The organism is Flavobacterium sp. N502536 (assembly GCF_025947345.1).
Lineage (GTDB): Bacteria > Bacteroidota > Bacteroidia > Flavobacteriales > Flavobacteriaceae > Flavobacterium.
This window is the reverse complement of sequence record NZ_CP110011.1, coordinates 4,265,968-4,288,833: the sequence shown is the minus strand read 5'-3', so window position 1 is coordinate 4,288,833 and position 22,866 is coordinate 4,265,968. Positions and strand designations below refer to the sequence as shown.

Here is a 22,866-nt window from a genome sequence, read left to right as displayed (position 1 = left end):
TATTTATTGTCATGCAGCAACATTTAAAAGCTTTGCTTAGTACTATATTCCGAACGTCCATGGTCGGTTATTGCTTATTGGTTTTACAAGGGTGTACATCCAAAGCAGAAAAAGAAAAAACAGTAGCGCCTTTAGTGACAACCGTTACAGTTGATACCACATCGGTTACAACAGAATTAGAGTTTTCGGGTATGCTCGAAGGAATCAGCAATATTGAAATAAGACCTCAGGCAGAAGGATATCTCGAAAAGATATTTGTAGACGAAGGGGCGTATGTACGAAAAGGACAATCGTTATTTCTTATTAACGATACGCCTTACAGCGAAAAGTTAAATCAGTCAACAGCATCTTTGCAAACCGCATTGGCGAACAGGGAAAAAGCCAGAATTGAAACCACAAGAATCCAAAAACTGGTGGACGGAAAAGTAGTTTCAGATGTACAGCTTAAAAATGCCCAAGCCGAACTCAGCGCAGCAAATTCAGCTGTTCGACAAGCAGAGGCAGCAAAGAAAAGCGCTGCCATAAGCAAAGGGTTTACACTGATAAAAGCTCCTGTAAACGGATATATCGGGAAACTGCCTTATAGAGTTGGAAGCCTTGTAGGGCATAACGAACCGGAACCCTTATCTGTGGTTTCAGACATCAATACCATGTATGCCTATTTTTCGATGAGTGAAGAAGCTTTTCTTCAGTTTAAACAGCAGTATCCGGGAAAAACCATAGAGGAAAAAATTAAAAGAATTCCTTCTGTTCGTTTAATGCTTCCTGATAATTCAGTTTACGAGGAGCAGGGCAAAGTTGATATTGTTCAGGGACAATTTGATAAATCTACAGGTTCAATTACGTTTAGAGCTTCATTCCCTAATGTCGGAGGGCTTTTACGTTCCGGAAATACAGGCAAAATTATCATGTCACAATACAACAAAAATGTAATTCAAATTCCACAGTCGGCTACTTATGAATTGCAGAACAAAGTAATGGCTTATGTGGTCGAAAAAAACAATAAACTGAAAAGTGTCTCCTTAAAAATAGGACAAAAAACAGCTTTAAATTATATCATTTCCGAAGGATTAAAACCTGGAGATATATTGGTATCCAAAGGACTTGAACGCTTGCATGAAGGCATACAGGTAAAAGTTTCAAAATAATAATCTAGCCTTTTTAAATTATGTTAAAGAAAATAATCGACAGGCCGGTTACGGCTACTGTCATCTCACTTATATTGGTAATTTTAGGCTTTTTGGCTCTGGAAAAATTACCTATGGAAACCTTTCCGGAAATTGCACCACCGTCTGTGGTGGTTACCGCACGTTACCCCGGAGCCAGCGCCGAAGCCGTTGCCCGTTCTGTAGCCACGCCCTTAGAACAGGTAATTAACGGAGTAGAAAATATGATCTACATGACATCGTCTTCTTCAAACGATGGTACTTTAACGATTACTGTTTATTTTAAACTGGGAACCAATCCGGATCAGGCGGCAATTAATGTGCAGAACAGAGTTTCGCAGGCCACCAATCAACTGCCTCAGGAAGTAGTAAAAACCGGTATTAATACTTCGAAACAAAACAACAGTATGATCATGATTATTGATCTCGAAAGCACCAATCCCAATTACGATTCGGCTTTCCTGAACAATTACGATCTTATTAATATTGTTCCGGGAATTCAGCGTATTCAGGGAGTTGGAAAAGCACAGGTATTTGGAAGCAAGGATTACGCCATGCGTGTCTGGCTGAATCCGGGAAAATTGGCAAGTTATCAAATGACAGCACAGGAAGTCATGAAGGCTATTGACCATCAAAATATCGAAGCCGCTCCTGGTAAATTAGGAGAAGGAAGCGCAACGGCTTTTGAATACACTATTAAATACAAAGGAAAACTGAACAAAGAACCGGATTATGAAGATATTGTAATCAGGGCAAATCCGGATGGTTCTGTGCTGCGTTTAAAAGATGTTGCCAAGATTGAATTAGGATCATTAGATCATGTGTATGCATCGGCACAAACACTGGACGGGCATCCTGGAATTGGAGTGGCTATTTTCCAGACTCCGGGTTCTAATGCCAATGATATTCAGATTGAAATTCTGAAGTTTATGGAAGAAGCCAAAAAGAGTTTTCCAAAGGGAATTAGTTATCGAACCACTTATAGTACAAAACGCTTTCTGGATGCTTCTATCAATCAGGTAGAGCATACTTTGGTTGAAGCTTTTATACTGGTATTTATTGTTGTTTTTATTTTCCTTCAGGATTTCCGTTCTACACTGATTCCGGCCATATCAGTACCAGTGGCGATTATCGGAACCTTCTTTTTTATGGGAGTTTTTGGCATCACCATCAATTTGTTGACGCTTTTTGCGCTCGTTCTGGCCATTGGAGTGGTGGTCGATGATGCGATTGTCGTCGTCGAGGCGGTTCATCATAAATTAGAACACCATTCAACCGATGCTAAAAAAGCGACAATCAGTGCTATGGGCGAAATTACAGGAGCCATTTTATCTATTACTTTGGTAATGTCGGCGGTATTTTTACCTATTGGTTTAATCGAAGGTCCGGTTGGTGTGTTTTACAGACAATTTGCTTTTACACTTGCTATTGCTATTGTAATTTCGGCAGTAAATGCTTTAACCTTAAGTCCTGCTTTATGCGCTGTTTTGCTTAAAAACAAGCATGCCGAATTGTATCAGGACAAACACAAAAAAGGATTACAGCGCTTCTACGAGCTCTTTAATATTGGTTTTCATGCCGCTACAAAAAGATATACCAGTGCTGTTCTTTTTCTGATTAAAAGAAAATGGCTTGCCTTGGGCGGATTAGTTTTGGTCACTATTTTAACAATAGTATTGGCACGTAGCACGCCACAAGCATTTATTCCTACAGAAGACCAAAGTTTTGTAATGACCGCTTTAAGCATGCCGGCGGGAACTTCTTTGGAACGTACCAAGACAGTAACCACACAGGCAAGTAAAAAGCTGAGTAAATTTGAAGGCGTATATTTTAATGCGATAGTGAACGGTAGTAATTTATTGGCCAATACGGTTTCACCATCCTACGCTGCTTCTTATACCATTTTAAAACAGCCGGAAGACAGGGGAAAAGTTAAGGACATCAATAAAATTATGGATTCTATCAAAACTGTATTTGATGGTTTGCCCGAAGGATCTTCGTTTACGTATTCGATGCCAACCGTTCCGGGGTTCGGAAATGTGGATGCCTTAGATGTTGTGCTTAAAGACAATGCCGGAGGCTCGATCGATAAACTGGCTCAGGTAAATGATGAGTTCATAAAATCGTTAAAAGAAAGAAAGGAAATTGCAGCGGCTTTTACCTCTTTTAATGCAAAATTCCCTCAATACATGCTTGATGTTGATGCGGTTAAAGCCAAACAGCTGGGACTTGATGTTAGTACGATTTTAGAAACTATGCAGGCTTATTTTGGAAGTATATATTCTTCTGATTTTAACCGATTTGGAAAATATTATCGTGTGGTAGTACAAGCCGAAGCGCCTTTTAGAGTAGATGAAAATGCATTGAATGAAGTATATGCTAAAAATGATCTGGGCAAAATGGTGCCACTTAAATCTGTTGTGCAATTAAAACGTGTTTTTGGTCCCGAAGTGGTTACGCATTTGAACCAGTCGACTTCTATTAATTTGAATGTTCAGGCTAAAAAAGGGTATTCAACCGGAGATGCCATGAAAGCCATAAATGAGGTTGCCGAGACGCTTCCATTAGGTTATTCGCATGAATATACCGGAATGGCAAGAGAAGAGCAGCAGGCCGGAAACCAAACCATTTTTATATTCGGAATCTGTATTCTGTTTGTCTATTTTTTGTTATCAGCGCAGTATGAAAGTTATCTTTTACCACTGGCCGTAATTTTGTCTTTGCCAACCGGAATATTTGGAGTCTTTGTTTTTATCAATTTAATAGGCGTAACTAATAATATTTATGTGCAGATTGGGATGATTATGCTTATTGGTCTTTTGGCCAAGAATGCCATTCTTATTGTTGAGTTTGCGGTACAAATGAGACATAAAGGAAAATCTTTGGTAGAATCTGCCGTACAGGCTTCGGCATTGCGATTGCGCCCAATCTTAATGACTTCTTTTGCTTTTATTGCGGGATTACTGCCGTTGCTTTTTGCCGGAGGTGCTACAGAGCAGGGAAACCGTTCTATTGCATCGGGAACGATAGGAGGAATGTTCTTTGGTGTGGTACTGGGAATTTTTATAATACCAGTTTTATTTATCGTATTCCAATCTTTACACGAACGTTTTTTTGGTTTAAAAATTACGCCTGCAACCGATCAACATTTAATTCAATCCAATCATTAAAATGACGAAACTACTATATTACATACTTATTCTGGCCGTGTTTTCCGGCTGTCAGATTGGGAAAGATTATGTGCGCCCAACCCTTGCAATGCCTCAGGAATTTCGAGGGAATAATGCACTGCAGCAAAGTAAGGACAGTACTTTACTGCCATGGAAAAGCTTTTTTACAGATCCTGCTTTGCAAAATATTATTGATAATGTTTTACAGCGCAACTATGATATGAAAATAGCGCTGAATACGATTCAGATTAATGAGGAATACCTGAAAGAATCAAAAGCAGCCTGGCTTCCATCAGTTTCTGCAGGAATTGGAACTTCGAGAAATTACTATTCTGATAATAGTCTAAACGGTCTGAACGGTTTTAATTTAAGCAATACCATTGGAACAAAAAGGGTAGAAGATTACACCTTAAATGCAGGTTTAAGCTGGGAAATTGATATCTGGGGAAAAGTAAAAAATCAGAAAAAAGCGGCGCTGAACGAATGGCTGCAAAGTCTTGAAAGCAGAAAAATATTGCAGACCAGATTGATTGCATCGGCCGCTTCGTCTTATTACACTTTATTAATGCTCGACGAACAATTAGCCATAACGCGTAAAAATTTAGCTTTAAGCGACAATACAGTTAAACTAATCCGGGTTCAGTTTGAAAACGGCGAAGCGACTGCACTGGCGGTACAGCAAGCCGAAGTTCAATACAAATCGACACAAGCCTTTATTCCCGATTTAGAACAGGAAAAATTCATTCAGGAAAATGCTTTAAATGTCTTAATGGGCAATCAGCCTGATCCAATTGTACTATCAGAAAGTAAAGCTAATTTTACGGCTCCAGAACAATTAACATCGGGAGTTCCGGCCTCATTGATGTCGAATCGTCCGGATGTGCGTCAGAAAGAATTTGAGTTACGGGCAGCTTCGGCGCGAATAGGTGTTGCTCAGGCGGGTTTGTATCCGGCCCTGAATATAACAGCTGCGGGCGGTCTCAATTCTTTTCAATCTTCTAATTGGTTAAACATTCCGGGTTCGCTATTTGGAACTTTAGCAGGCGGACTTACCGAACCTATTTTTAACAAACGAAAACTAAAAACGGCTTTTAACGTTAGTAAAATTGCCTACGAACAAAAGACCGAAGAATTTAGAAAAACAGTTTTGCAGGCTACAAAAGAAGTTTCGGATGCGATGGTTAAAGTCGAAAAACTGAAAGAGAAAATTATAATTACGGCATCAAAAAATGAATTGTTGCAAACAGCGATAAACAATGCCGGTCTTTTGTTTACAAATGGACAGGCCAATTATTTAGAAGTAATTCTGGTAGAGCAAAATTTAATAGAAAACGAACTGAATTTATCGAGTTTAAAAAGGCAGGAAGCTTTGGCTTATATAGAGTTTTACAGAGCTTTGGGAGGAGGGCAGTAATTGGTTTTTCAAAACTCACACCAATCGTGTGAGTTTTGTTTCATCATCAGTAAAAAGTTTTTTGTTACTTTCGTAAGGATTAAATCAGGTAGTTCTAAAAGAATTTGCAGTTTATGGAGAACCATTATTTACAATTAAGAAAACATATAGAAGAAATAAGTCCATTAACTGATGAAGAATGGGAAACTGTCGCAGCTTGTTTTACTTATAAGAAATTAAGAAAGCATCAGTTTTTAGTGCAAAAAGATGAACTTGTTCCTTCTGAATACTGGATTATAAGCGGTTTGTTGAAAACATATGCTATTGATAATGAAGGTAAGGAGCATATCCTGCAGTTTGCAATGGAACAATACTGGACAAGCGATTTTCATGCTTTTCAGAATCAGGTTCCAGCCACTTTGTTTATTGATTGTATTGAAGATTCAGAATTCTTTTGTCTTCGATTAGAAAACAGGGAAAAACTGTGTAGTGAAATTCCAAAAATGACTAATTTCTTCAGAATTAAATCGCATTATGGTTATATCGCTCTGCAGCAACGCATCATGTCTTTACTGACGCAAACAGCCGAAGAACGCTATAATAATCTTATCAAAAAACTTCCTTTGCTAATTCAGCGTGTTCCTAAAAAGCTTTTGGCTTCTTATTTAGGTGTTACCCGCGAAACCCTCAGCCGCTTTAAGGGATAAAAAGTGTGATCTACATCACTTCAAAACTGTGATGTTCCTCCTCGCATATCTTGTGTTATCGTTAGAACTTTGTACTGTTAATTTTAAACAATGCAATTATGAAAACGATCCACTATTTTATGCAGGCAGTTACCGCTTTTTTAGGTACTGCAAATAATGCACAAAATAAATCAGAAAGAATGTCAATAGTTCTGGAAGCAATTCCTGGAAACATTCCTCATTTATAGCCGGCATTGAAATTCATAATCCAGCGGGATTAAATAATAACATTCTCCTTTACCCTATAGGACACATTAAGATTGATTAAACTGGTTGTAGGATAGGAGGATGTCCTTCGGGGCATTCTCTTATTTCTCTTGCCTTTTTAAACCTTTCCCCTCCTAAATCATTTATAATTTTATTTGAAACAACGATATGAAAACAAATGAAACAGCAGTTATAGCACAAACTGCCACTACACGAAAAAGACTGCCTGCAGCGCTATGGGCATTAACAATAAGCGCATTTGGAATTGGTACCACAGAGTTTGTTATTGTGGGTTTATTGCCAACAGTTGCCACAGATTTAAATATTAGTATTCCATCAGCAGGATTACTGGTGAGTTTATATGCCATTGGTGTTGCCATTGGAGCACCAATACTAACAGCCTTAACAGGAAGTATTCCAAGAAAAAAATTACTCATCTGGTTAATGATTGTATTTATTATAGGAAATGGTCTTGCTTCAATAGCACCTGGTTTTTATACCTTGGTTATGGCAAGAATCATTACAGGATTGGCTCATGGGGTTTTCTTTTCGATAGGTTCTACCATTGCCGCTTCATTAGTATCACCTGATAAAAGAGCATCGGCAATTTCTATTATGTTTACAGGTTTAACGGTTGCTATTGTTACCGGAGTACCTTTCGGAACCTTTATTGGACAAGAATTTGGATGGCGTGCTACTTTTATTGGAGTTGCTGTTTTAGGACTGATTGGCTTGATTTCGGGTTGGATTTTACTCCCAAATAAAATCGAAAATGAAAAAACAATCGCAATAAAAGACCAGTTTAAAGTAATAGCAAACGGTCGATTGCTGTTGGCTTTTTTAATGACTACGCTGGGGTATGGAGGAACTTTTGTTGCCTTTACTTATTTGTCTCCAATACTTCAAAAAATCATGGGGCTTTCTGAATCAATGGTGAATGTAGTGCTTGTATTGTACGGAATAGCGATCGCTTTCGGGAATCTTATAGGAGGGAAAGCAGCAAATAAAAATCCGCTGAAAGCATTATTGTGGATGTTTGTTTTACAGGCGATTGCATTGCTGGTTTTTACATTCACGGCAAGTGATTCTCTTTTTGGAATTATTACTTTGTTTATCATGGGAGCTTTATCATTTTCAAATGTTCCGGGATTACAATTGTACGTGGTTCAACTGGCAGAACGTTACCTGCCCGGAACCGAAGACGTGGCATCTGCCTTTAACATCGCAGCTTTTAATGTGGGGATTGCCATTGGGGCCTATGTAGGCGGATTAGTAGTAGAATCTACTTTAGGACTCGAATCTACTCCTTGGGTTGGTGCTTTGTTTGTAGTACTTGCGATAGGTGCAACCTTACTGAGCTCAAAAATATCAAGTAAAAAAGAAAGCAAATAATTAAAATAACTCGTAATCTGTTAACCGTTAATTTAATTTAAAAATGAAAACAATTTGTAAAATACATATACCCGGCCGAATGACTCTTGGACTAGAATTTCCATTAGACAACGACTGGTCTCTTGAAGGAGAGAAAAAAAGAAAAAAACAAGCACGTCCTTTTGGGATTCCTGATATAAGCAAACACACAGAACTTATTAAACTGGCAGACAAACTTGGATTTGCTGCTTTATGGATGCGCGAAGTTCCGGTATATGATCCGGGTTTTGGAGATGGCGCTCAAATTTTTGACACCTTATCGTATCTGGGGTATGTTGCTGCCATTACCGATTCTATTGCCATTGGGACTGCGGCGGTTGTACTGCCTTTGCATGATCCGCTTCAATTGGCAAAAGCAATTGCAACTATCGAAAATTTATCTGAAAGCCGTTATCTTTTTGGTGTTGGTTTAGGCGATCGTCCTGTAGAATTTCCTTTGTTTGGATTTGATTTTGAAACCAGAGCAGAAAGATTTGCTTTAAACCATGAGATAATCAAAGAAGCATGGAAAGAGCAAAGCGAGCTGAATCAATATTATGAAGGTTTATCCAATGAAATTCAAGTTTACCCAAAACCTAAAAATGAAATTCCGTGGATTTTAGCCGGAAGAGCAAAACAAAGTATGGATTGGATCGCTCAAAACATGCAGGGCTGGTTCAATTATCCAAGAAATGTTGCAGACACGGAAGTTTTGGTAAGAGAATGGAAAAATGCACTTTATGATAACAATCAGGCATCGAAACCTTATATATCAGCTTTCCACTTAAATCTTTTAAAGAATCCTGATGCTCCTTTTACACCGCATCGTTTTGGTGGCGCTGTTGGTATTAATGGATTAACGAAATTACTGCGTTTATATGAATTGGCAGGGGTAAACCACATGGCACTTCATTTAAGAAAATCAGAAGTTCCGTTGGAAGAAGCCTTAAAATTGATTGGACAAGAGGTTCTGCCACATTTTTATCCCCTGAATTTACAAAATTCAAATGCTTAAAGTAGTTAATGGTTTATGCCTTTTGACTTTGCAGATCTTTCAAACTTTAAAATGCAGTTATAGAAGAAGAAGGATAAAAAAAAATCCCATTTCGAAAGAAGTGGGATTTTTTGTGACCGTTACTGAACAGTTTACAAACCATTCTAATTTGATTTTCGATTGTTTTTCTTATTTCTTCCCCACCAAATCAAAAAACCACTGACTGGAAGTAAAGCGCAAAACAAAGAAACTAAAGAAGCTAACAATTTAGTGGGAAAGCCATAAATACTTCCCGTATGAATTGCATAATTGCTGTTTCTCCATTTTGCTCCCAGCGTTTTGTCTTTATGCTTAACGGTATAATAATTTTTTGCTGAGACACTGTTATAAGTATAAATATCAGATTCGTCCCAGCCCGAACTTCCTTCGTGTTTGATAAAAGTCGCAACCGGAACAGCTTCTTTAGTAGGTTTTTCAGGTAGTGATAAACCAATAGAAGTCCATTTAGGAATTTTAACCTTAATGTCCTGAACCATGTACTCAAAAGGATTTTGTGTATTCACAGTGTTTACTTTGGAAATTTCAGGGGTTTTGGCCCATACCTTTTCAGGATCATTACCCAGAATTCTATATATTCCGTTGGTCCACCAGTCAAATGTCCAGACCAATCCAGTAATGGCAAAAATCAGAATAAATATAAAAGTATAAATACCGCCTATATTGTGGAAATCATAATTTTTGCGTTTCCACTTTGTGGTGCTTTTCCAACGAAACCAGACCCTTTGTTTTAAAGCTGCTTTATTTTTTGGCCACCATAAATAGATTCCGGTTAAAATTAAAACGAAAATAAATAAGGTCGAAAATCCAACTATATAATGACCTACATCATAAGTAAGCAGCAAATTTTGATGCAGTACTCTGAGATTAAAGATCCAATCGTATCTTAAATCAACTTCCCCTAATTCTTTACCTGTATATTGATCAATATAAATGTTACTGTAGCTTTTGCAATCTGAAGCTGCTGTCCAATGCGGTGCTGTATTTTCTTCGTAGCTGTTAAATACATAACTTTTTTTTGGATTATGGCTAATTGTAGCATAATCTGCAAATGGATATTTTAGTTTTATAGTAGCATAAAGACTGTCAAGGGGTAGAACAGTACTCTTCACTTCAGGAACAAAAATTTTATCTTTATGATACCAGGCAGATAATTCTTCTTCCCAGACAAAAATACTGGCCGCCAGCATACTTACAAATACAACTAATCCGGTTACAAGCCCGAGCCATAAATGTATTTTATTTAGAAATTTTCTCATTTAGTTATATAAAAGCATTAAGTACAATTATATTAAGAAGGAAACCACGTAAGTTGTTTCAGCTTCAAAAGATTTAATTGGTCTGCAAAACTATTATTAAAACTATTGAGAAACAAGATAATATTTAACTATTCTAAATAAAAATAATTACAAGTTAAAGTGTTTATATGCATTCGGGGAAAGATCTGAAGAGAGGGAGAGATTAGATGCCAATTTTTACTCAAAGAATTTAAGTGCTACGCTTAATCTGGACCGTTACTGTTTAGGACAATTATTTTCTAAAGGGCAAAAAAAAAAATCCCACTTCGAAAGAAATGGGATTTTCGTGACCTCGACTGGATTCAAACCAGTAACCTTCTGAGCCGTAATCAGATGCGCTATTCAGTTGCGCCACGAGGCCTTTTTTTTATTATCAATAAGCTATTTTTTAGTAGCTTTGTTGATTGCTGTTTGCGGGTGCAAAGATAGACATAAATGTGAGATATACAAGCATAAAATAACATAAAAGTAAAAATAAATGCAGATTAAAAATTACATACGTGATATTCAGGGATTTCCAAAAAAAGAAATTTTATTCAAAGACATCACTCCGCTGCTAAATGACCCCATTGCCCGAAAAGAGGCAGTTTCTATTCTGGCAGAATCTTTAAAAGGGCAAAAAATCGATAAAGTAGTCGGAGCTGAAAGCAGGGGCTTCTTTTTTGGGATTTTACTGGCGCAGGAACTGAATGCGGGCTTTGTTCCCGTAAGAAAACCAAATAAGCTGCCTTACGACACGATTTCGGCTTCTTACGAACTCGAATACGGTACAGACAGTTTAGAGATGCACACAGACGCGATAAAGAAAGGAGACAGGGTTTTGATTCACGATGATGTTTTGGCAACAGGCGGAACCGCAAAAGCCGTTTGTGAATTGGTGGAGCAACTAGGAGGGGAGATCGTGCAATGCAACTTCCTAATGGAGCTTGGTTTCCTTAACGGAAGAGAAAAAATAAGCAAACATCCCATCTTTGCCGCTATCACCTATTAATTTGATTTTAGAATGTAGATTAACGATTTTTGATTTCCGATTTTATATTGTCTCTAACATCTAACATTTCACATCAGAAACCATCAATAGTTAATCAAAAATCTTAGGAGCTAGAATCTAAAAACAGATAAAAAAAATCCCAATTCTAAAGTATATTCAGAATTGGGATTTGGAATTTGATATTTAAAAACTTATCTTAAAGTTGCTCCAAGTTCAGTTTCAAACGTTTGCTGTAGTTTCGACATGATTTTGTCAATTTGAGCATCTGTAAGCGTTTTGGTATTGTCCTGAATGGTGAAACTCAACGCATATGATTTTTTACCTTCCGGAAGCTTGTTTCCTTCGTAAACATCAAATAGGTTGATGTCTTTTAAAAGAGACTTTTCGGTTTGTCTGGCAAGATTAAAAATACTTTCGTACGTCGTGCTTTTATCAATCAATAAGGCCAAATCTCTGCGAACTTCAGGGTATTTTGGAATTTCGGTATACTTAATTTTTCCGGTAATGATTTTTAAAATCAGATCCCAGTTGAAATCAGCAAAATAAACATCCTGCTTGATTCCGAAATGTTTCAATATCGACTTTTTGATCACTCCGGTTTCTACTAAAGTTTCGTTATTGTAGCAAATTGCCGTTCCTTCTGAGAAAACATCAGATTGCACAGGCGCATTGGTGATTTTATCAATTCCCAAACGCGACAACACTCCTTTTACATATCCTTTTAGTAAAAAGAAATCAGTAGCTTTTTGAGGGTTGGTCCAGCTTTCTTTGTTTCGGTTTCCTGAAATCAACAAAGTAAGGTGTTTGTGCTCCTCATATCCGTTAAGATATTTGTGATACGACTTTCCGAATTCAAACAATTTTAAATCCGAGTTCTTTCTGTTGATGTTATAGGAGATCGCTTCCAATCCTGAAAACAATAAAGACTGACGCATGGTCGATAAATCACTGCTTAAAGGATTTAGCATCGTAACATTGTGCTCTTCTTTTAATGCAGTCGATAATTTTGCATAGGCGGCTGTAGTTAAAGAGTTCGCCATCATTTCGTGAAACCCTTGTGAGTTCAGTTGTGAGGCAATTACATTTTGCACTTTATAATCTTCGGTTCTTGGGGCGTTAGCTACCGTAGCATTGAATTTTTTAGAAAAATTAATGTTGTTGTATCCGTAAACTCTCAAAATTTCCTCGATTACGTCAATTTCACGCTGTACGTCTACACGGTAAGCAGGAATCGTTAAACCTAAACCTGAATCTGAAACACTATTTACTTTTATGTCCAATGAAACCAGGATTTTTTTGATGGTATCTTTTGGAATTTCCTGACCGATAATTTTCGAAACGTGGCTGAAATTCAATAAAACTGAAAAATCTTCTACTTTTTTAGGATAAACCTCAATAACGTCAGAAGTGATTTTTCCTCCGGCTACTTCCTGAATTAAAAGTGCAGCACGTTTTAAAGCATATTCGGTAATCGTTGGGTCAATACCTCTTTCAAATCTGAAAGAAGCATCGGTATTCAGTTGATGTCTTTTAGCAGTTTTACGCACGCTTACAGCATCAAAATAAGCACTTTCAAGGAATATAGCGGTAGTTCCTTCTGTTACTCCCGATTTTTTACCTCCAAAAACCCCTGCGATGCAAAGTGGTCCTTTTTCATCGCAAATCATCAGATCTTCTTTGTGTAAAGTTCTTTCCACATCGTCTAAAGTCACAAATTTAGTTCCTTCAGGAAGTGTTTTTACAATTACTTTTCCGTTGATTTTTGCTGCATCAAATGCATGTAAAGGCTGTCCTAATTCGTGTAAAACATAATTAGTAACATCGACAATATTATTTTTTGGAGTCAGTCCGATCGCTTTTAGACGGTCTTGTAACCATGCCGGAGACTCTTGAACTGTAATTCCTGAAATCGTTACTCCGCAGTATCTTGGTGCTAAAAGTGGTTCTTCAACATTAACGTCAATTTTCAGCGTACGCATGTCTACTCTGAAATTGCTTACAGAAGGAGTGATCAACTCAATATTTACACCGCGTTGTAGCATACCCGCTCTTAAATCACGGGCAGTACCCAGGTGACTCATGGCATCAGCACGGTTTGGAGTCAATCCGATTTCGAAAACTTCGTCATTAACAACCTTAAAAACTTCTGAAGCTGCAGTTCCTGGAACCAGATTCTCAGCCAAAACCATAATTCCGTCATGACCTGTTCCTAAGCCTAATTCGTCTTCGGCACAAATCATTCCATGGCTTTCCATTCCGCGGATTTTTCCTTTTTTAATGGTAAACTCAGAACCTTCTTTGTCATATAAAACGGTTCCTATCGTAGCAACAGGTACTTTTTGTCCTGCGGCAACGTTAGCAGCACCACAAACAATTTGTATAGGCGCTTCTAAACCAATATTTACAGTTGTAACTTTTAATCTGTCGGCATCAGGATGTTTTTCGCAAGTCAATACATGTCCTACAACAACACCTTGCAAACCGCCTTTGATCGATTGGTATTTTTCGACAACTTCTACTTCAAGCCCTAAATCTGTTAGTAATTCTGAAGTTTGATCAGATGGCCAGTCCGTTTTTATAAATTGTTTTAACCAATTGTAAGATATTTTCATTTTGACTTTTTTTGTTCTTGTATGAGGTTACAAATATAAGGATTGCACATTGTAGTAAGAAACAATTTATTTGCTTTTTTCAGACTGTTTTATAGTTGTTCACTTAAAACATTATTATTCTAAACATATAAAACTTTTGCTTCGTATTAATTGAAGCTATCAAAAGAAACACAATCCAAGGAAAAAGAATCTGCTAAATCTGCTAAATCTGCGAGAAAAATGAGCAAACAACTCATTTTAGTTAAATCAGTTCTTCAATGTGTTTTTTGATGTTTTCCGAGATCTTTTTTGTTGGCAGATCGTTTTCATCATCACCAAACGGATCTTCAATTTCTTCGGCAATAAGCTCTAAACTTGCCAATACATAAAAAATAAAAACCACGACTGGTGCCACATAATATCCTAGACTTACAGAATAACCAAAGGGTAATGTCATGGTATAAAAGAAGATGAACTTTTTAATAAAAGCACTGTAAGAGTAGGGAATAGGGGTGTTTTTGATTCTCTCGCACGCACCACAGATGTCTGTAAAAGACTGTAATTCCTCGTTTAGGATAATGAGTTGCTCTCCGCTAATTTTTTTAGCTTCGTACAGGTCGTTTACTTTTTGAAAAATTATTTTTTTTACCTGATTTGGTTTGTGTTTGTGATGGTCAATTTCTAAATCGACATCTTCAAAAAGCTGTTTGCCGGTATCAGCATCGTGCAGATGTTTGTGCAAAACAGAGGCATAGGCAGGGATAAACTTTCGAAAGAATTTACGATCGTTTTCCTCTTTGAGCATGGCCGAAAGTTTAATAGCCAGATTTCGACTATTATTAACAAGGGCTCCCCAAAGTTTGCGGCCTTCCCACCAGCGATCGTACGCCGTGTTGGTTCTGAAAACCAATAACAAGGATATAACAAAACCCAACATCCCGTGCATGATCGGGATGTTGGGAATATAATCGTTTTTACCAATTTTAAAATAAGAGACTTCAAGATACCCAACTATTGAGGAGTAAACTCCGATAGCAATCATGATCGGCAGCAGTTTTCTAACGGTATCCGATTTATGAAAATGAAAGATAAAAGTAAACCAATCTTTGGTGTTGTATGAAATCATTTGAATCTGTTTTGAAACAAATTTACTTTAAAAATTAATATTTCCGGCTAATTCTTTCAGGGCAATTTCAGATAATTTTGCCTGAAATTGCGCGTTGCTGTAGCGTACTTTTGCATTCACATAATTCAGCTGAGCTGTTCTGAAATCAATAGTGGTAATGGTTCCTATTTTAAACTTGTCTAAAGTAATATCTAAATTCTGCTTTGCAATGGTTACGTTGTCTTCCTCTAATCCAATCAGTTCCAGATTGGTTAAGTAGGTTTGAAAAGCAGTGCTTAATTGCGTACTTAAAATCATGTTTTGCTGTTCTATGGCAATCTGCGAATTTTCGATCTGCAGTTTGGCTACTTTTTCATTTCGGTGCTGATTTAGACCATCAAACAGGTTTAAAGTAGCATTAAAACCGTAATTAAAACCTTTGGAAGAAGCTTGACTCGTAAATCCAAGACTCGACTGACTTTCGTTAAAGTTGTAGCCCGAAGTCAGATTTACCACCGGATAACGATCTGCTTTGACCTGTTTTAACTGAAGTTCGGCAATGCGTTTGTTGATAATTTGTGCTTCCAAAGCAGGATTTTGTTTCTGTGCCAAATCGATTAAATCAACCAAAACCAGTTTATTGTCTACAGTAACTACATCGGTTACGGTAAAGTTTATTTTGGCATCACGGGCTAAATACTGATTCAGTAATATTTTAGCATTAGCATAAGATTCTTTTTGTCTCAGTAAAGCAACCTGATCGGAGTTTAAATCCACCTGAGCGTTCAAAACTTCCAGTTTGGAAGCTTTTCCAATGCTAAAGCGATTTTGCGCCAGTGTTAGTCGCTGTTTCGAAATTACGATTGTAGTATCGAGTGCCGATAATTGCTGTTGTTGCTGTACCAGATCAAAATAAGCGGTGTTTACCTGACCAATTTTTACCAATATGGTTCTTTTTAATTCAGAATCGCCCAGCTTTTGTAATTCTTTAAGCTGATCCAGTCGGGCAAACATTTTCATTCCGTCAAAAACCGTCCATCCCAGACTTACTCCATAGGCCAAACTGTTGTTTTTGGCATTTTTTAAGGAGGTAGAAGTTCCGTCCTGACGTGTTTGTGAGGAGTTGGTAACACTGTTGTTGTCTGTTACCGAAGCAGTAGCCGATGGCAGCATTCCGGCATTTCCAATGGTTACATTGGTTTCGCTTATTTTAGAGTTGTTTTTGGCAATCTTAATTTCGAAATTATTCTCTAAGGCGATCTTCATGGCGTCTTCGATCGTTAAGACTTCCTGCGCGCGCGTTTTTGCTGTGCAAAACAAAAATAAAACGAGACTTGTTACTATTATTTTAGCTTTCATGTGATGAAGGATTAGCTGCGGTTGGTTCTTTAAAAAGAAGACCGCAGCTTCTATAGGTTTCAAAATTTATATCAATTATTTTGTATCTCTTTCATATTCTTCAATATGGTCAAATTCAGGATAATGTTTTCTGGCTTTAGACCACATTAAGTAGATAGCAGGAATTACAAATAGGGTCAGGGCCAATGAGAAAATAGTACCTCCAACAATTACAACTCCCATACCAATTCTACTTGTGGAAGCTGCTCCAAGCGACATTGCAATTGGTAAAGCACCTAAAGCAATCGCCAAACTCGTCATTAAAATAGGACGCAAACGTGCTTCTGAGGCTTCTAAAATAGCTTCTAATTTTGGTTTTCCCTGTTCGCGCAGCTGATTCGCAAATTCAACAATCAGAATCCCGTTTTTGGTCACCAGTCCGATAAGCATTACCGTTCCAATCTGGCTAAAAATATTCCAGGTCTGATTGAAAAGCCATAGCGAAAATAAAGCTCCCGCAACCGCCATAGGTACCGTTAGAATAATAATAAGCGGATCGATAAAGCTTTCAAACTGTGCAGCAAGAATTAAAAAGATCAATAATAAAGCTAATCCAAAAGCAAAAGAAGTGTTTGAGCTACTTTCAACAAAATCTCTCGATTCTCCACTTAAATCAGTGGTAAAAGTATCGTTCAGCACTTTCTCTTTGATTCTGTCCATTTCCTGAATACCGTCGCTGATACTTTTTCCCGGAGCCAAACCTGCAGAAACGGTTGCAGACATGTAACGGTTATTGTGGTACAATTGCGGTGGATTACTTTGTTCTTCAATTTTAACCACGTTATCCATCTGAATCAATTCTCCGCTTTTGTTTTTGACAAACATCGAAGTCAGATCCAGCGGTTTTGAACGGTCTTTTTGATCAAACTGACCAATTACCTGGTATTGTTTTCCGTTTTTAATGAAATAGCCAAAACGCTGTCCACTTAAAGAAAGCTGTAAAGTCTGAGCGATATCAATAATGGATATACCAAGACTTTCTGCTTTTTCACGGTCGATACTAACGTTGATTTCCGGTTTGTTGAATTTTAAATTGACATCGGTAACCGAGAATACATCACTTTTACCCACTTCTTCCATAAAAACTGGAATTTTTTCTCTCAGTTTTTCAAAATTCGGAGCCTGAATGATATATTGAATCGGCAAACCACCACGTCGGTTTACAGCAATTGTAGGTTGTTGAATGACAGATGTTTTTGCATCAGGATATCGTTTCGTCATTTTGGTCAATTGATCGGCGATATCTTTCTGAGATCTTTTTCTCTGATCAGGTTCAACCAATGAAAGTCGTATAAAACCCGAGTTGGTCGCCGAAGCACCAAAACCGGGTGCGGTAATCACCAAACTCACTTTTTTCTCCGGAATCGAATCGTCTACTAATCTTGAAATTTCCTGCATAAAACGGTCTGTGTATTCGTAAGTCGATCCCTCAGGAGTGGTCATACGCATGGTTACAGAACTACGGTCGTCATACGGAGCGGTTTCTTTTGGCAAAATGGTAAAGAATAGATAAATCAATCCAAAACACGCGATCAGAATTGGGAAACTAAGCCATTTTTTGGCAATAAAACGATTCAAAGAGTCTGCATAACCACTGTTTAGTTTTTCGAAGAAAGGTTCAGTTCTGACATAAAACTTAGATTTTTTCTGTTCTCCGCCTTTCATCAGATAGGCGTTTAGCATTGGTGTTAATGTCAGGGATACAAAGGCTGAAATTAATACAGCTGCCCCGATGACGACCCCAAATTCCCGAAAGAGTCGGCCTACGAAACCTTCTAAGAATATTACCGGAAGGAACACTGCTGCAAGCGTTACGGAAATCGAAATTACCGCATAAAATATCTCATTAGATCCTTTGATTGCCGCTTCAATTGGCGACATTCCTTCTTCCACTTTTTTAAAGATATTCTCGGTAACCACAATTCCATCATCCACCACCAGACCGGTTGCCAGTACAATTGCCAACAGGGTTAATACGTTGATCGAGAATCCGAAAAGCCACATGATAAAAAACGTAGCGATTAACGAAACCGGAATGTCAATTAAAGGTCGGAACGCGATGGCCCAGTCTCTAAAAAATAAGTAAATAATGATGATTACCAGTATGATCGAAATCCCTAAAGTTTCGGCAACTTCGAGTACTGATTTTTTTACGAAGATGGTATTGTCAAGTGCAATATTCAGCTTGATGTCTTTTGGAAGATCCTTTTTTAAGGCTTCGTATTTTTTGTAGAATTCTGTAGAAATGTCAAGATAGTTGGCTCCAGGCATCGGTACTATAGCCAAACCAATCATTGGAAGACCGGATTGACTTAGTTTCGTTTCAATGTTTTCCGGCCCTAATTCAGCTCCTCCAATATCGCTTAAACGAACAATTTTATCACCGTTAGTACGAATGATAATGTTGTTGAATTCTTCGGGTTTTGAAAGATTTCCGACCGTTTTTACGGTTAATTCGGTATTGTTTCCGGTTAGTTTTCCTGAAGGCAATTCGACATTCTGGGCGTTTAACGCATTACGAACATCAGATACGGTACATTTATAGGCTGTTAGCTTTACAGGATCAATCCACAAACGCATAGCATAACGTTTTTGTCCCCAGATTTGAACTCCGCTGACTCCCGGAATGGTTTCCAGACGTTGTGAAATGACATTTTCGGCATAATCACTCAATTCCAGTGAATTTCGGGTATCACTTTGTACCGTCATCGAAATAATAGCATCACTATCAGCATCTGCTTTCGAGACTACCGGAGGAGCATCGATATCCTGCGGTAAACTTCTGATAGCCTGAGAAACCTTATCACGAACGTCGTTTGCGGCTTCTTCTAAATTTTTATCAAGGTTGAACTCGATGGTGATGTTACTGCTTCCCTGATTACTGGAGGAAGTGATGTTTCGGATTCCGTCGATCGCATTTACTGCCTTTTCGAGAGGTTCTGTAATTTGCGACTCAATAATATCAGAATTGGCTCCTGTATAATTGGTTCGGATAGAAACCTGCGCAGGGTCGATCGAAGGAAACTCCCTCACCCCTAAAAACGTATAACCAATAAAACCGAACAGAATGATTAAAAGATTCAGTACGATGGTTAAAACAGGTCTTTTTATACTTGTGGTTGATAAACTCATATGAGATTTTTGGGTTTTAGCGTTTAAATTTTAGTTTTCTAATTTTTAAACCTATGACTGTAAGACTTTGAACTTTCGGCTTTACGACTTTTTTACGTTAACTTTTACGGGAGCTTCATTTTTTAACGACATCACACCACTTGTAATTAAAGTATCTCCGGCTTTTAATCCCGATAAAATTAAAATAGAAGAGTCCGTTCTTGTAGTAGCATCCACCATAACTTCTTTGGCCTTACCATTATTGGCGATGTATACTTTTTTACCGCTTTGTACCGGAATAATTGCTTCTGAAGGCACTACGATAGCGTCTTTTATAATGTTTAAAGGCAATTTTACATCGGCAAAAGTTCCTGGAAAAAGTTTTCCGTCAATATTATCAGCAATAGCGCGAACTTGCAGTGTACGTGTAGCTACTTCAACTTCCGGTTCGATAGCGTATGTTTTTGCTGAATAGACTTTGTCAGAACCTGAAACGGTAAAATCAATCGATGATCCTGTTTTTACTTGTGAAGCGTACTTTTCAGGAATAGAAAATGTAATTTTTAGTTTACCGGTGTTTACCAGTTTAGCCACCAAAATAGTAGGGGTGATGTAAGTTCCCGGCGAAATAGAACGCAAACCGATTTTTCCTGAGAAAGGAGCTTTAACCGAAGTTTTTGCAATCTGAGCTCTGATTAACTGACTTTGTGCCTGTGCAGACGCATGATCGGCTCTGGCAACATCAAATTCTTCCTGACTGATTGCTTCTTTTTGAAGTAACAGTTTGGCTCTTCTTTCATTCTCAGCAGCCAGACCTTCTCTGGTTACCGCTTGTCTTAGTTGCGCTTTCAGTTCAATATCATTTACTTTAAAAAGCACCTGACCTTTGTTTACAAAAGTACCTTCTGTGAAATAAATTCCTTCCACAATTCCCGAAACCTCGCTCCGAATTTCGATTTGCTCGTTTGCCTCAATAGACCCTGATAACGATAAATTATTATCGAAAGTGGAAGTTTTAACAATAATTCCGGTTACAGTCGTAGGAGTGTCTTTGTCTCCAAACTTTTTTGATTCGTCGTTCTTCTTTTTGTTCGATACGACTCTGTAGGCAATAAATCCTCCCAATACAATGATTAAAAGGGCGTAAACAAGGTTTTTTACTTTCATAAACTTGAGGTAAATGTATTTTTGGTGTATGTTTTTAGTAAGCTCACAAATTTAACTTTTTGTTGTGAAATCTGAAGAGCTTAGCTTTTATTTAACATTTGTACGTACAAATTTTAAACAAGGCCCTGATTAGACTGTTTTCCTTTACAATGGTTTAATGTAGAAGTGAAAAAAAATGAAAATAAATTACATGGGAGTAAAATAAGGTTCGCAAAAGTCTTTTTTATGGTTTTACGCACAAAAGACGTAGAACTACGGGTTTCAAAAATAGAAAAAAACGCACAAAGCTACAATTTTGTGTATTTTGTCCGATTTTATTTGCAGTTTATCGATTTTATTTGTAACATTGATAAGCTTAAACAAAATGACATGTTTTTTATCTGACGGCTAATGTTTTTGAGGGTTAAGCGTTAAAATATGTAGATTTTTTATTTTATTCAAAGTTAAAATAGTTAAATAGTAAAGCAGTTAGTTAACAATTGTTTAGACATTTTTTAAGTTTTCACCCCAAATTCACCTGTTTATGCTAAAAAAATTACTAGTTGGTTTATGGATGGCATTGTTAGTTGCCGCTATATCGTTTTTGTTTTGGCAAAACGAATTTAAATACAGTTTACCTACACCGGTTCCTAAAAACTACAAAGAGATAGCCGTAGGAAGTAGAGTTGACTTAAAGTGCTGCGTCGCAGACCGAAAACCTATTTTTATCCACTTTTTTAATCCCGATTGTCCTTGTTCGCGTTTTAACATTCCTCATGTAAGCGAGCTCATTAAGAAATATGGTGATCAGATTAATTTTAAAATCGTAGTACTCAACAAAGAAAAAACATTTACCATAGAAGAAATTCAGGATAAGTTTGACGCTAAGATTCCGGTTTACTTTGATCAGAGTATCGCCAAAAACTGTGGTGTATTCTCTACTCCGCAGGCTGTGCTACTGGACGGTTCACAGCAGTTGTATTACCGCGGAAACTACAATAAAACCAGGTACTGCACGAATGCCGACAGTAATTATGCTCAAATGGCAATTGATGCTCTATTAAAACAAAATCACTCCCCCTCGTTTGATGCTTTGGCTCTGAGAGCCTACGGATGTTCGCTACCAAAATGCAATAAATAAACCAAATTCTTAACCTAAATCATTTTAATTTATGAAAACAAGAGCCAGTTTGAATGAACAAGATTATTTGCACAATTTTATGTCGACAATGACACAAAGATCAGACACCATTATCAATTATGTATTAGCGATTTATTTTCTTCTCGGAATTGCTTTGGCCTTTAAATACGATACGTTTGAGGTTGGAGTGGGAGTAGGTCTTCTGAATTTATTACTGTATTATTCGGCAAAGTTTTTCTTCAAAAAATCCAACTTTTATCAATATGTGCTGGCCATTGTTTTGGCTATATTTATGGCGCAGTATATTTATCAGATGCACGGTTTGTTCGAAATGCATTTTACCGTTTTTATCGCCAGTACAATTTTGATTATCTATCAAAACTGGAAATTGCAGATTCCCTTAACGCTTTTAGTGGTATTGCATCACGGGGCTTTGGCCTATATGCAAAATACGGTTTTCAACGATCCAAAAGGACTACAGCTGTACTTTTCGCAGGTTAATTTTGATTTGGAAACCTTCTTGATCCACGTTGTTCTGGCGGCAGTTGTATTTTTTATGAACGGCTACTGGGCGTATTATTTTAAAGAACACAGCCAGAATCACATCTCTAAAATATCAGACGAATACGAATTAGAGAACATGAAGCTGGCTTCGGCAAAATACAGTTCGTTAACCGCTACTAAAGATTACAACGATTTTATTCACAGAACTACGCTCGATTTAAAACTACCGGTAAGCTCAGTGCTTAAACTTATTGATGTTTCGAAAGGACATACAGACAATGATAAATTGTTGAGTTATCTTGAAATGATGCGTGAAAGTGCCAAGAAAATAGACGACCTGGTAAACGATATTCATGTGAAATCGACCGATACCAGAAGTTAAAATAAAGATAGCTAGTGTGTTAAAAGTCAGTTACTTATTTATTAAATACACTTAAG

Annotated in this window: 16 protein-coding genes and 1 tRNA gene; 10 read left to right on the top strand and 7 right to left on the bottom strand. The window is 37.5% G+C overall.

Annotated features, from left to right (window positions below; genetic code table 11):
• Positions 1-11: 11 nt before the first annotated feature.
• The 7 genes from OLM61_RS18120 (at position 12) to OLM61_RS18090 (ending at position 9,107) form a co-directional block, all read left to right on the top strand.
• Positions 12-1,148: an efflux RND transporter periplasmic adaptor subunit gene (locus tag OLM61_RS18120; RefSeq protein ID WP_264523998.1), complete on the top strand. Its 1,137-nt coding sequence runs from the start codon at positions 12-14 to the stop codon at positions 1,146-1,148.
• Positions 1,149-1,168: 20 nt separating this feature from the next.
• Positions 1,169-4,336, top strand: a complete 3,168-nt coding sequence (locus OLM61_RS18115) for an efflux RND transporter permease subunit (RefSeq protein WP_264523997.1) — start codon at positions 1,169-1,171, stop codon at positions 4,334-4,336.
• 1 nt (position 4,337) lies between these two features.
• Entirely contained in the window at positions 4,338-5,750 is a 1,413-nt protein-coding gene (locus OLM61_RS18110; protein ID WP_264523996.1) for a TolC family protein, read from the top strand.
• 113 nt (positions 5,751-5,863) lie between these two features.
• A complete protein-coding gene (locus OLM61_RS18105) occupies positions 5,864-6,436 on the top strand; it encodes a Crp/Fnr family transcriptional regulator (protein ID WP_264523995.1) in 573 nt (190 codons plus the stop codon).
• A 98-nt stretch (positions 6,437-6,534) separates the two neighbouring features.
• Positions 6,535-6,663 carry a hypothetical protein gene (locus OLM61_RS18100; RefSeq protein WP_264523994.1) on the top strand — a complete coding sequence of 43 codons (129 nt, stop codon included), beginning with the start codon at positions 6,535-6,537 and terminating at the stop codon, positions 6,661-6,663.
• A gap of 187 nt (positions 6,664-6,850) precedes the next feature.
• Positions 6,851-8,074, top strand: a complete 1,224-nt coding sequence (locus OLM61_RS18095; RefSeq protein ID WP_264523993.1) for an MFS transporter — start codon at positions 6,851-6,853, stop codon at positions 8,072-8,074.
• 43 nt (positions 8,075-8,117) lie between these two features.
• Entirely contained in the window at positions 8,118-9,107 is a 990-nt protein-coding gene (locus OLM61_RS18090; RefSeq protein ID WP_264523992.1) for a TIGR03571 family LLM class oxidoreductase, read from the top strand.
• Between the two features lie 143 nt (positions 9,108-9,250).
• On the opposite strand, the gene OLM61_RS18085 is transcribed toward OLM61_RS18090, so the two are convergent.
• A complete protein-coding gene (locus OLM61_RS18085; protein ID WP_264523991.1) occupies positions 9,251-10,402 on the bottom strand; it encodes a PepSY-associated TM helix domain-containing protein in 1,152 nt (383 codons plus the stop codon).
• 326 nt (positions 10,403-10,728) lie between these two features.
• A tRNA-Arg gene (locus OLM61_RS18080) sits at positions 10,729-10,802 on the bottom strand.
• Positions 10,803-10,919: 117 nt separating this feature from the next.
• On the opposite strand from OLM61_RS18080, the gene OLM61_RS18075 reads away from it, so the two are divergent.
• A complete protein-coding gene (locus OLM61_RS18075) occupies positions 10,920-11,432 on the top strand; it encodes an adenine phosphoribosyltransferase (protein WP_264523990.1) in 513 nt (170 codons plus the stop codon).
• 191 nt (positions 11,433-11,623) lie between these two features.
• Here the strand turns inward: OLM61_RS18075 and pheT are convergent, their stop codons facing one another.
• From pheT to OLM61_RS18050, 5 genes are all read right to left on the bottom strand, one after another.
• Positions 11,624-14,044: a phenylalanine--tRNA ligase subunit beta gene (gene pheT, locus OLM61_RS18070; protein WP_264523989.1), complete on the bottom strand. Its 2,421-nt coding sequence runs from the start codon at positions 14,042-14,044 to the stop codon at positions 11,624-11,626.
• A 241-nt stretch (positions 14,045-14,285) separates the two neighbouring features.
• Entirely contained in the window at positions 14,286-15,149 is an 864-nt protein-coding gene (locus OLM61_RS18065) for a bestrophin family protein (RefSeq protein WP_264523988.1), read from the bottom strand.
• 27 nt (positions 15,150-15,176) lie between these two features.
• The gene (locus tag OLM61_RS18060; RefSeq protein WP_264523987.1) at positions 15,177-16,487 is read right to left on the bottom strand and encodes a TolC family protein; all 1,311 of its coding nucleotides are present in this window, start codon (positions 16,485-16,487) and stop codon (positions 15,177-15,179) included.
• Between the two features lie 75 nt (positions 16,488-16,562).
• On the bottom strand, positions 16,563-19,658 hold the full coding sequence (locus tag OLM61_RS18055; protein WP_264523986.1) for an efflux RND transporter permease subunit: 3,096 nt from the start codon (positions 19,656-19,658) through the stop codon (positions 16,563-16,565).
• An 81-nt stretch (positions 19,659-19,739) separates the two neighbouring features.
• Positions 19,740-20,804, bottom strand: a complete 1,065-nt coding sequence (locus tag OLM61_RS18050) for an efflux RND transporter periplasmic adaptor subunit (RefSeq protein ID WP_264523985.1) — start codon at positions 20,802-20,804, stop codon at positions 19,740-19,742.
• Positions 20,805-21,327: 523 nt separating this feature from the next.
• Here OLM61_RS18050 and OLM61_RS18045 point away from each other — a divergent pair.
• Complete coding sequence (locus OLM61_RS18045) at positions 21,328-21,924, top strand: TlpA family protein disulfide reductase (RefSeq protein ID WP_264523984.1); 597 nt, start codon at positions 21,328-21,330, stop codon at positions 21,922-21,924.
• Positions 21,925-21,955: 31 nt separating this feature from the next.
• Positions 21,956-22,810: a hypothetical protein gene (locus OLM61_RS18040; protein ID WP_264523983.1), complete on the top strand. Its 855-nt coding sequence runs from the start codon at positions 21,956-21,958 to the stop codon at positions 22,808-22,810.
• Positions 22,811-22,866 lie beyond the last annotated feature (56 nt).

What these genes read in the sequence shown, in the direction of transcription:
- OLM61_RS18120 (WP_264523998.1), top strand. Translation starts at nt 12, where the DNA reads ATGCAGCAACATTTAAAAGCTTTGCTTAGTACTATATTCCGAACGTCC.
- OLM61_RS18060 (WP_264523987.1), bottom strand. Translation starts at nt 16,487, where the DNA reads ATGAAAGCTAAAATAATAGTAACAAGTCTCGTTTTATTTTTGTTTTGC.
- OLM61_RS18115 (WP_264523997.1), top strand. Translation starts at nt 1,169, where the DNA reads ATGTTAAAGAAAATAATCGACAGGCCGGTTACGGCTACTGTCATCTCA.
- OLM61_RS18050 (WP_264523985.1), bottom strand. Translation starts at nt 20,804, where the DNA reads ATGAAAGTAAAAAACCTTGTTTACGCCCTTTTAATCATTGTATTGGGA.
- OLM61_RS18095 (WP_264523993.1), top strand. Translation starts at nt 6,851, where the DNA reads ATGAAAACAAATGAAACAGCAGTTATAGCACAAACTGCCACTACACGA.
- OLM61_RS18100 (WP_264523994.1), top strand. Translation starts at nt 6,535, where the DNA reads ATGAAAACGATCCACTATTTTATGCAGGCAGTTACCGCTTTTTTAGGT.
- OLM61_RS18045 (WP_264523984.1), top strand. Translation starts at nt 21,328, where the DNA reads ATGCTAAAAAAATTACTAGTTGGTTTATGGATGGCATTGTTAGTTGCC.
- OLM61_RS18065 (WP_264523988.1), bottom strand. Translation starts at nt 15,149, where the DNA reads ATGATTTCATACAACACCAAAGATTGGTTTACTTTTATCTTTCATTTT.
- OLM61_RS18075 (WP_264523990.1), top strand. Translation starts at nt 10,920, where the DNA reads ATGCAGATTAAAAATTACATACGTGATATTCAGGGATTTCCAAAAAAA.
- pheT (WP_264523989.1), bottom strand. Translation starts at nt 14,044, where the DNA reads ATGAAAATATCTTACAATTGGTTAAAACAATTTATAAAAACGGACTGG.
- OLM61_RS18055 (WP_264523986.1), bottom strand. Translation starts at nt 19,658, where the DNA reads ATGAGTTTATCAACCACAAGTATAAAAAGACCTGTTTTAACCATCGTA.
- OLM61_RS18090 (WP_264523992.1), top strand. Translation starts at nt 8,118, where the DNA reads ATGAAAACAATTTGTAAAATACATATACCCGGCCGAATGACTCTTGGA.
- OLM61_RS18085 (WP_264523991.1), bottom strand. Translation starts at nt 10,402, where the DNA reads ATGAGAAAATTTCTAAATAAAATACATTTATGGCTCGGGCTTGTAACC.
- OLM61_RS18040 (WP_264523983.1), top strand. Translation starts at nt 21,956, where the DNA reads ATGAAAACAAGAGCCAGTTTGAATGAACAAGATTATTTGCACAATTTT.
- OLM61_RS18105 (WP_264523995.1), top strand. Translation starts at nt 5,864, where the DNA reads ATGGAGAACCATTATTTACAATTAAGAAAACATATAGAAGAAATAAGT.
- OLM61_RS18110 (WP_264523996.1), top strand. Translation starts at nt 4,338, where the DNA reads ATGACGAAACTACTATATTACATACTTATTCTGGCCGTGTTTTCCGGC.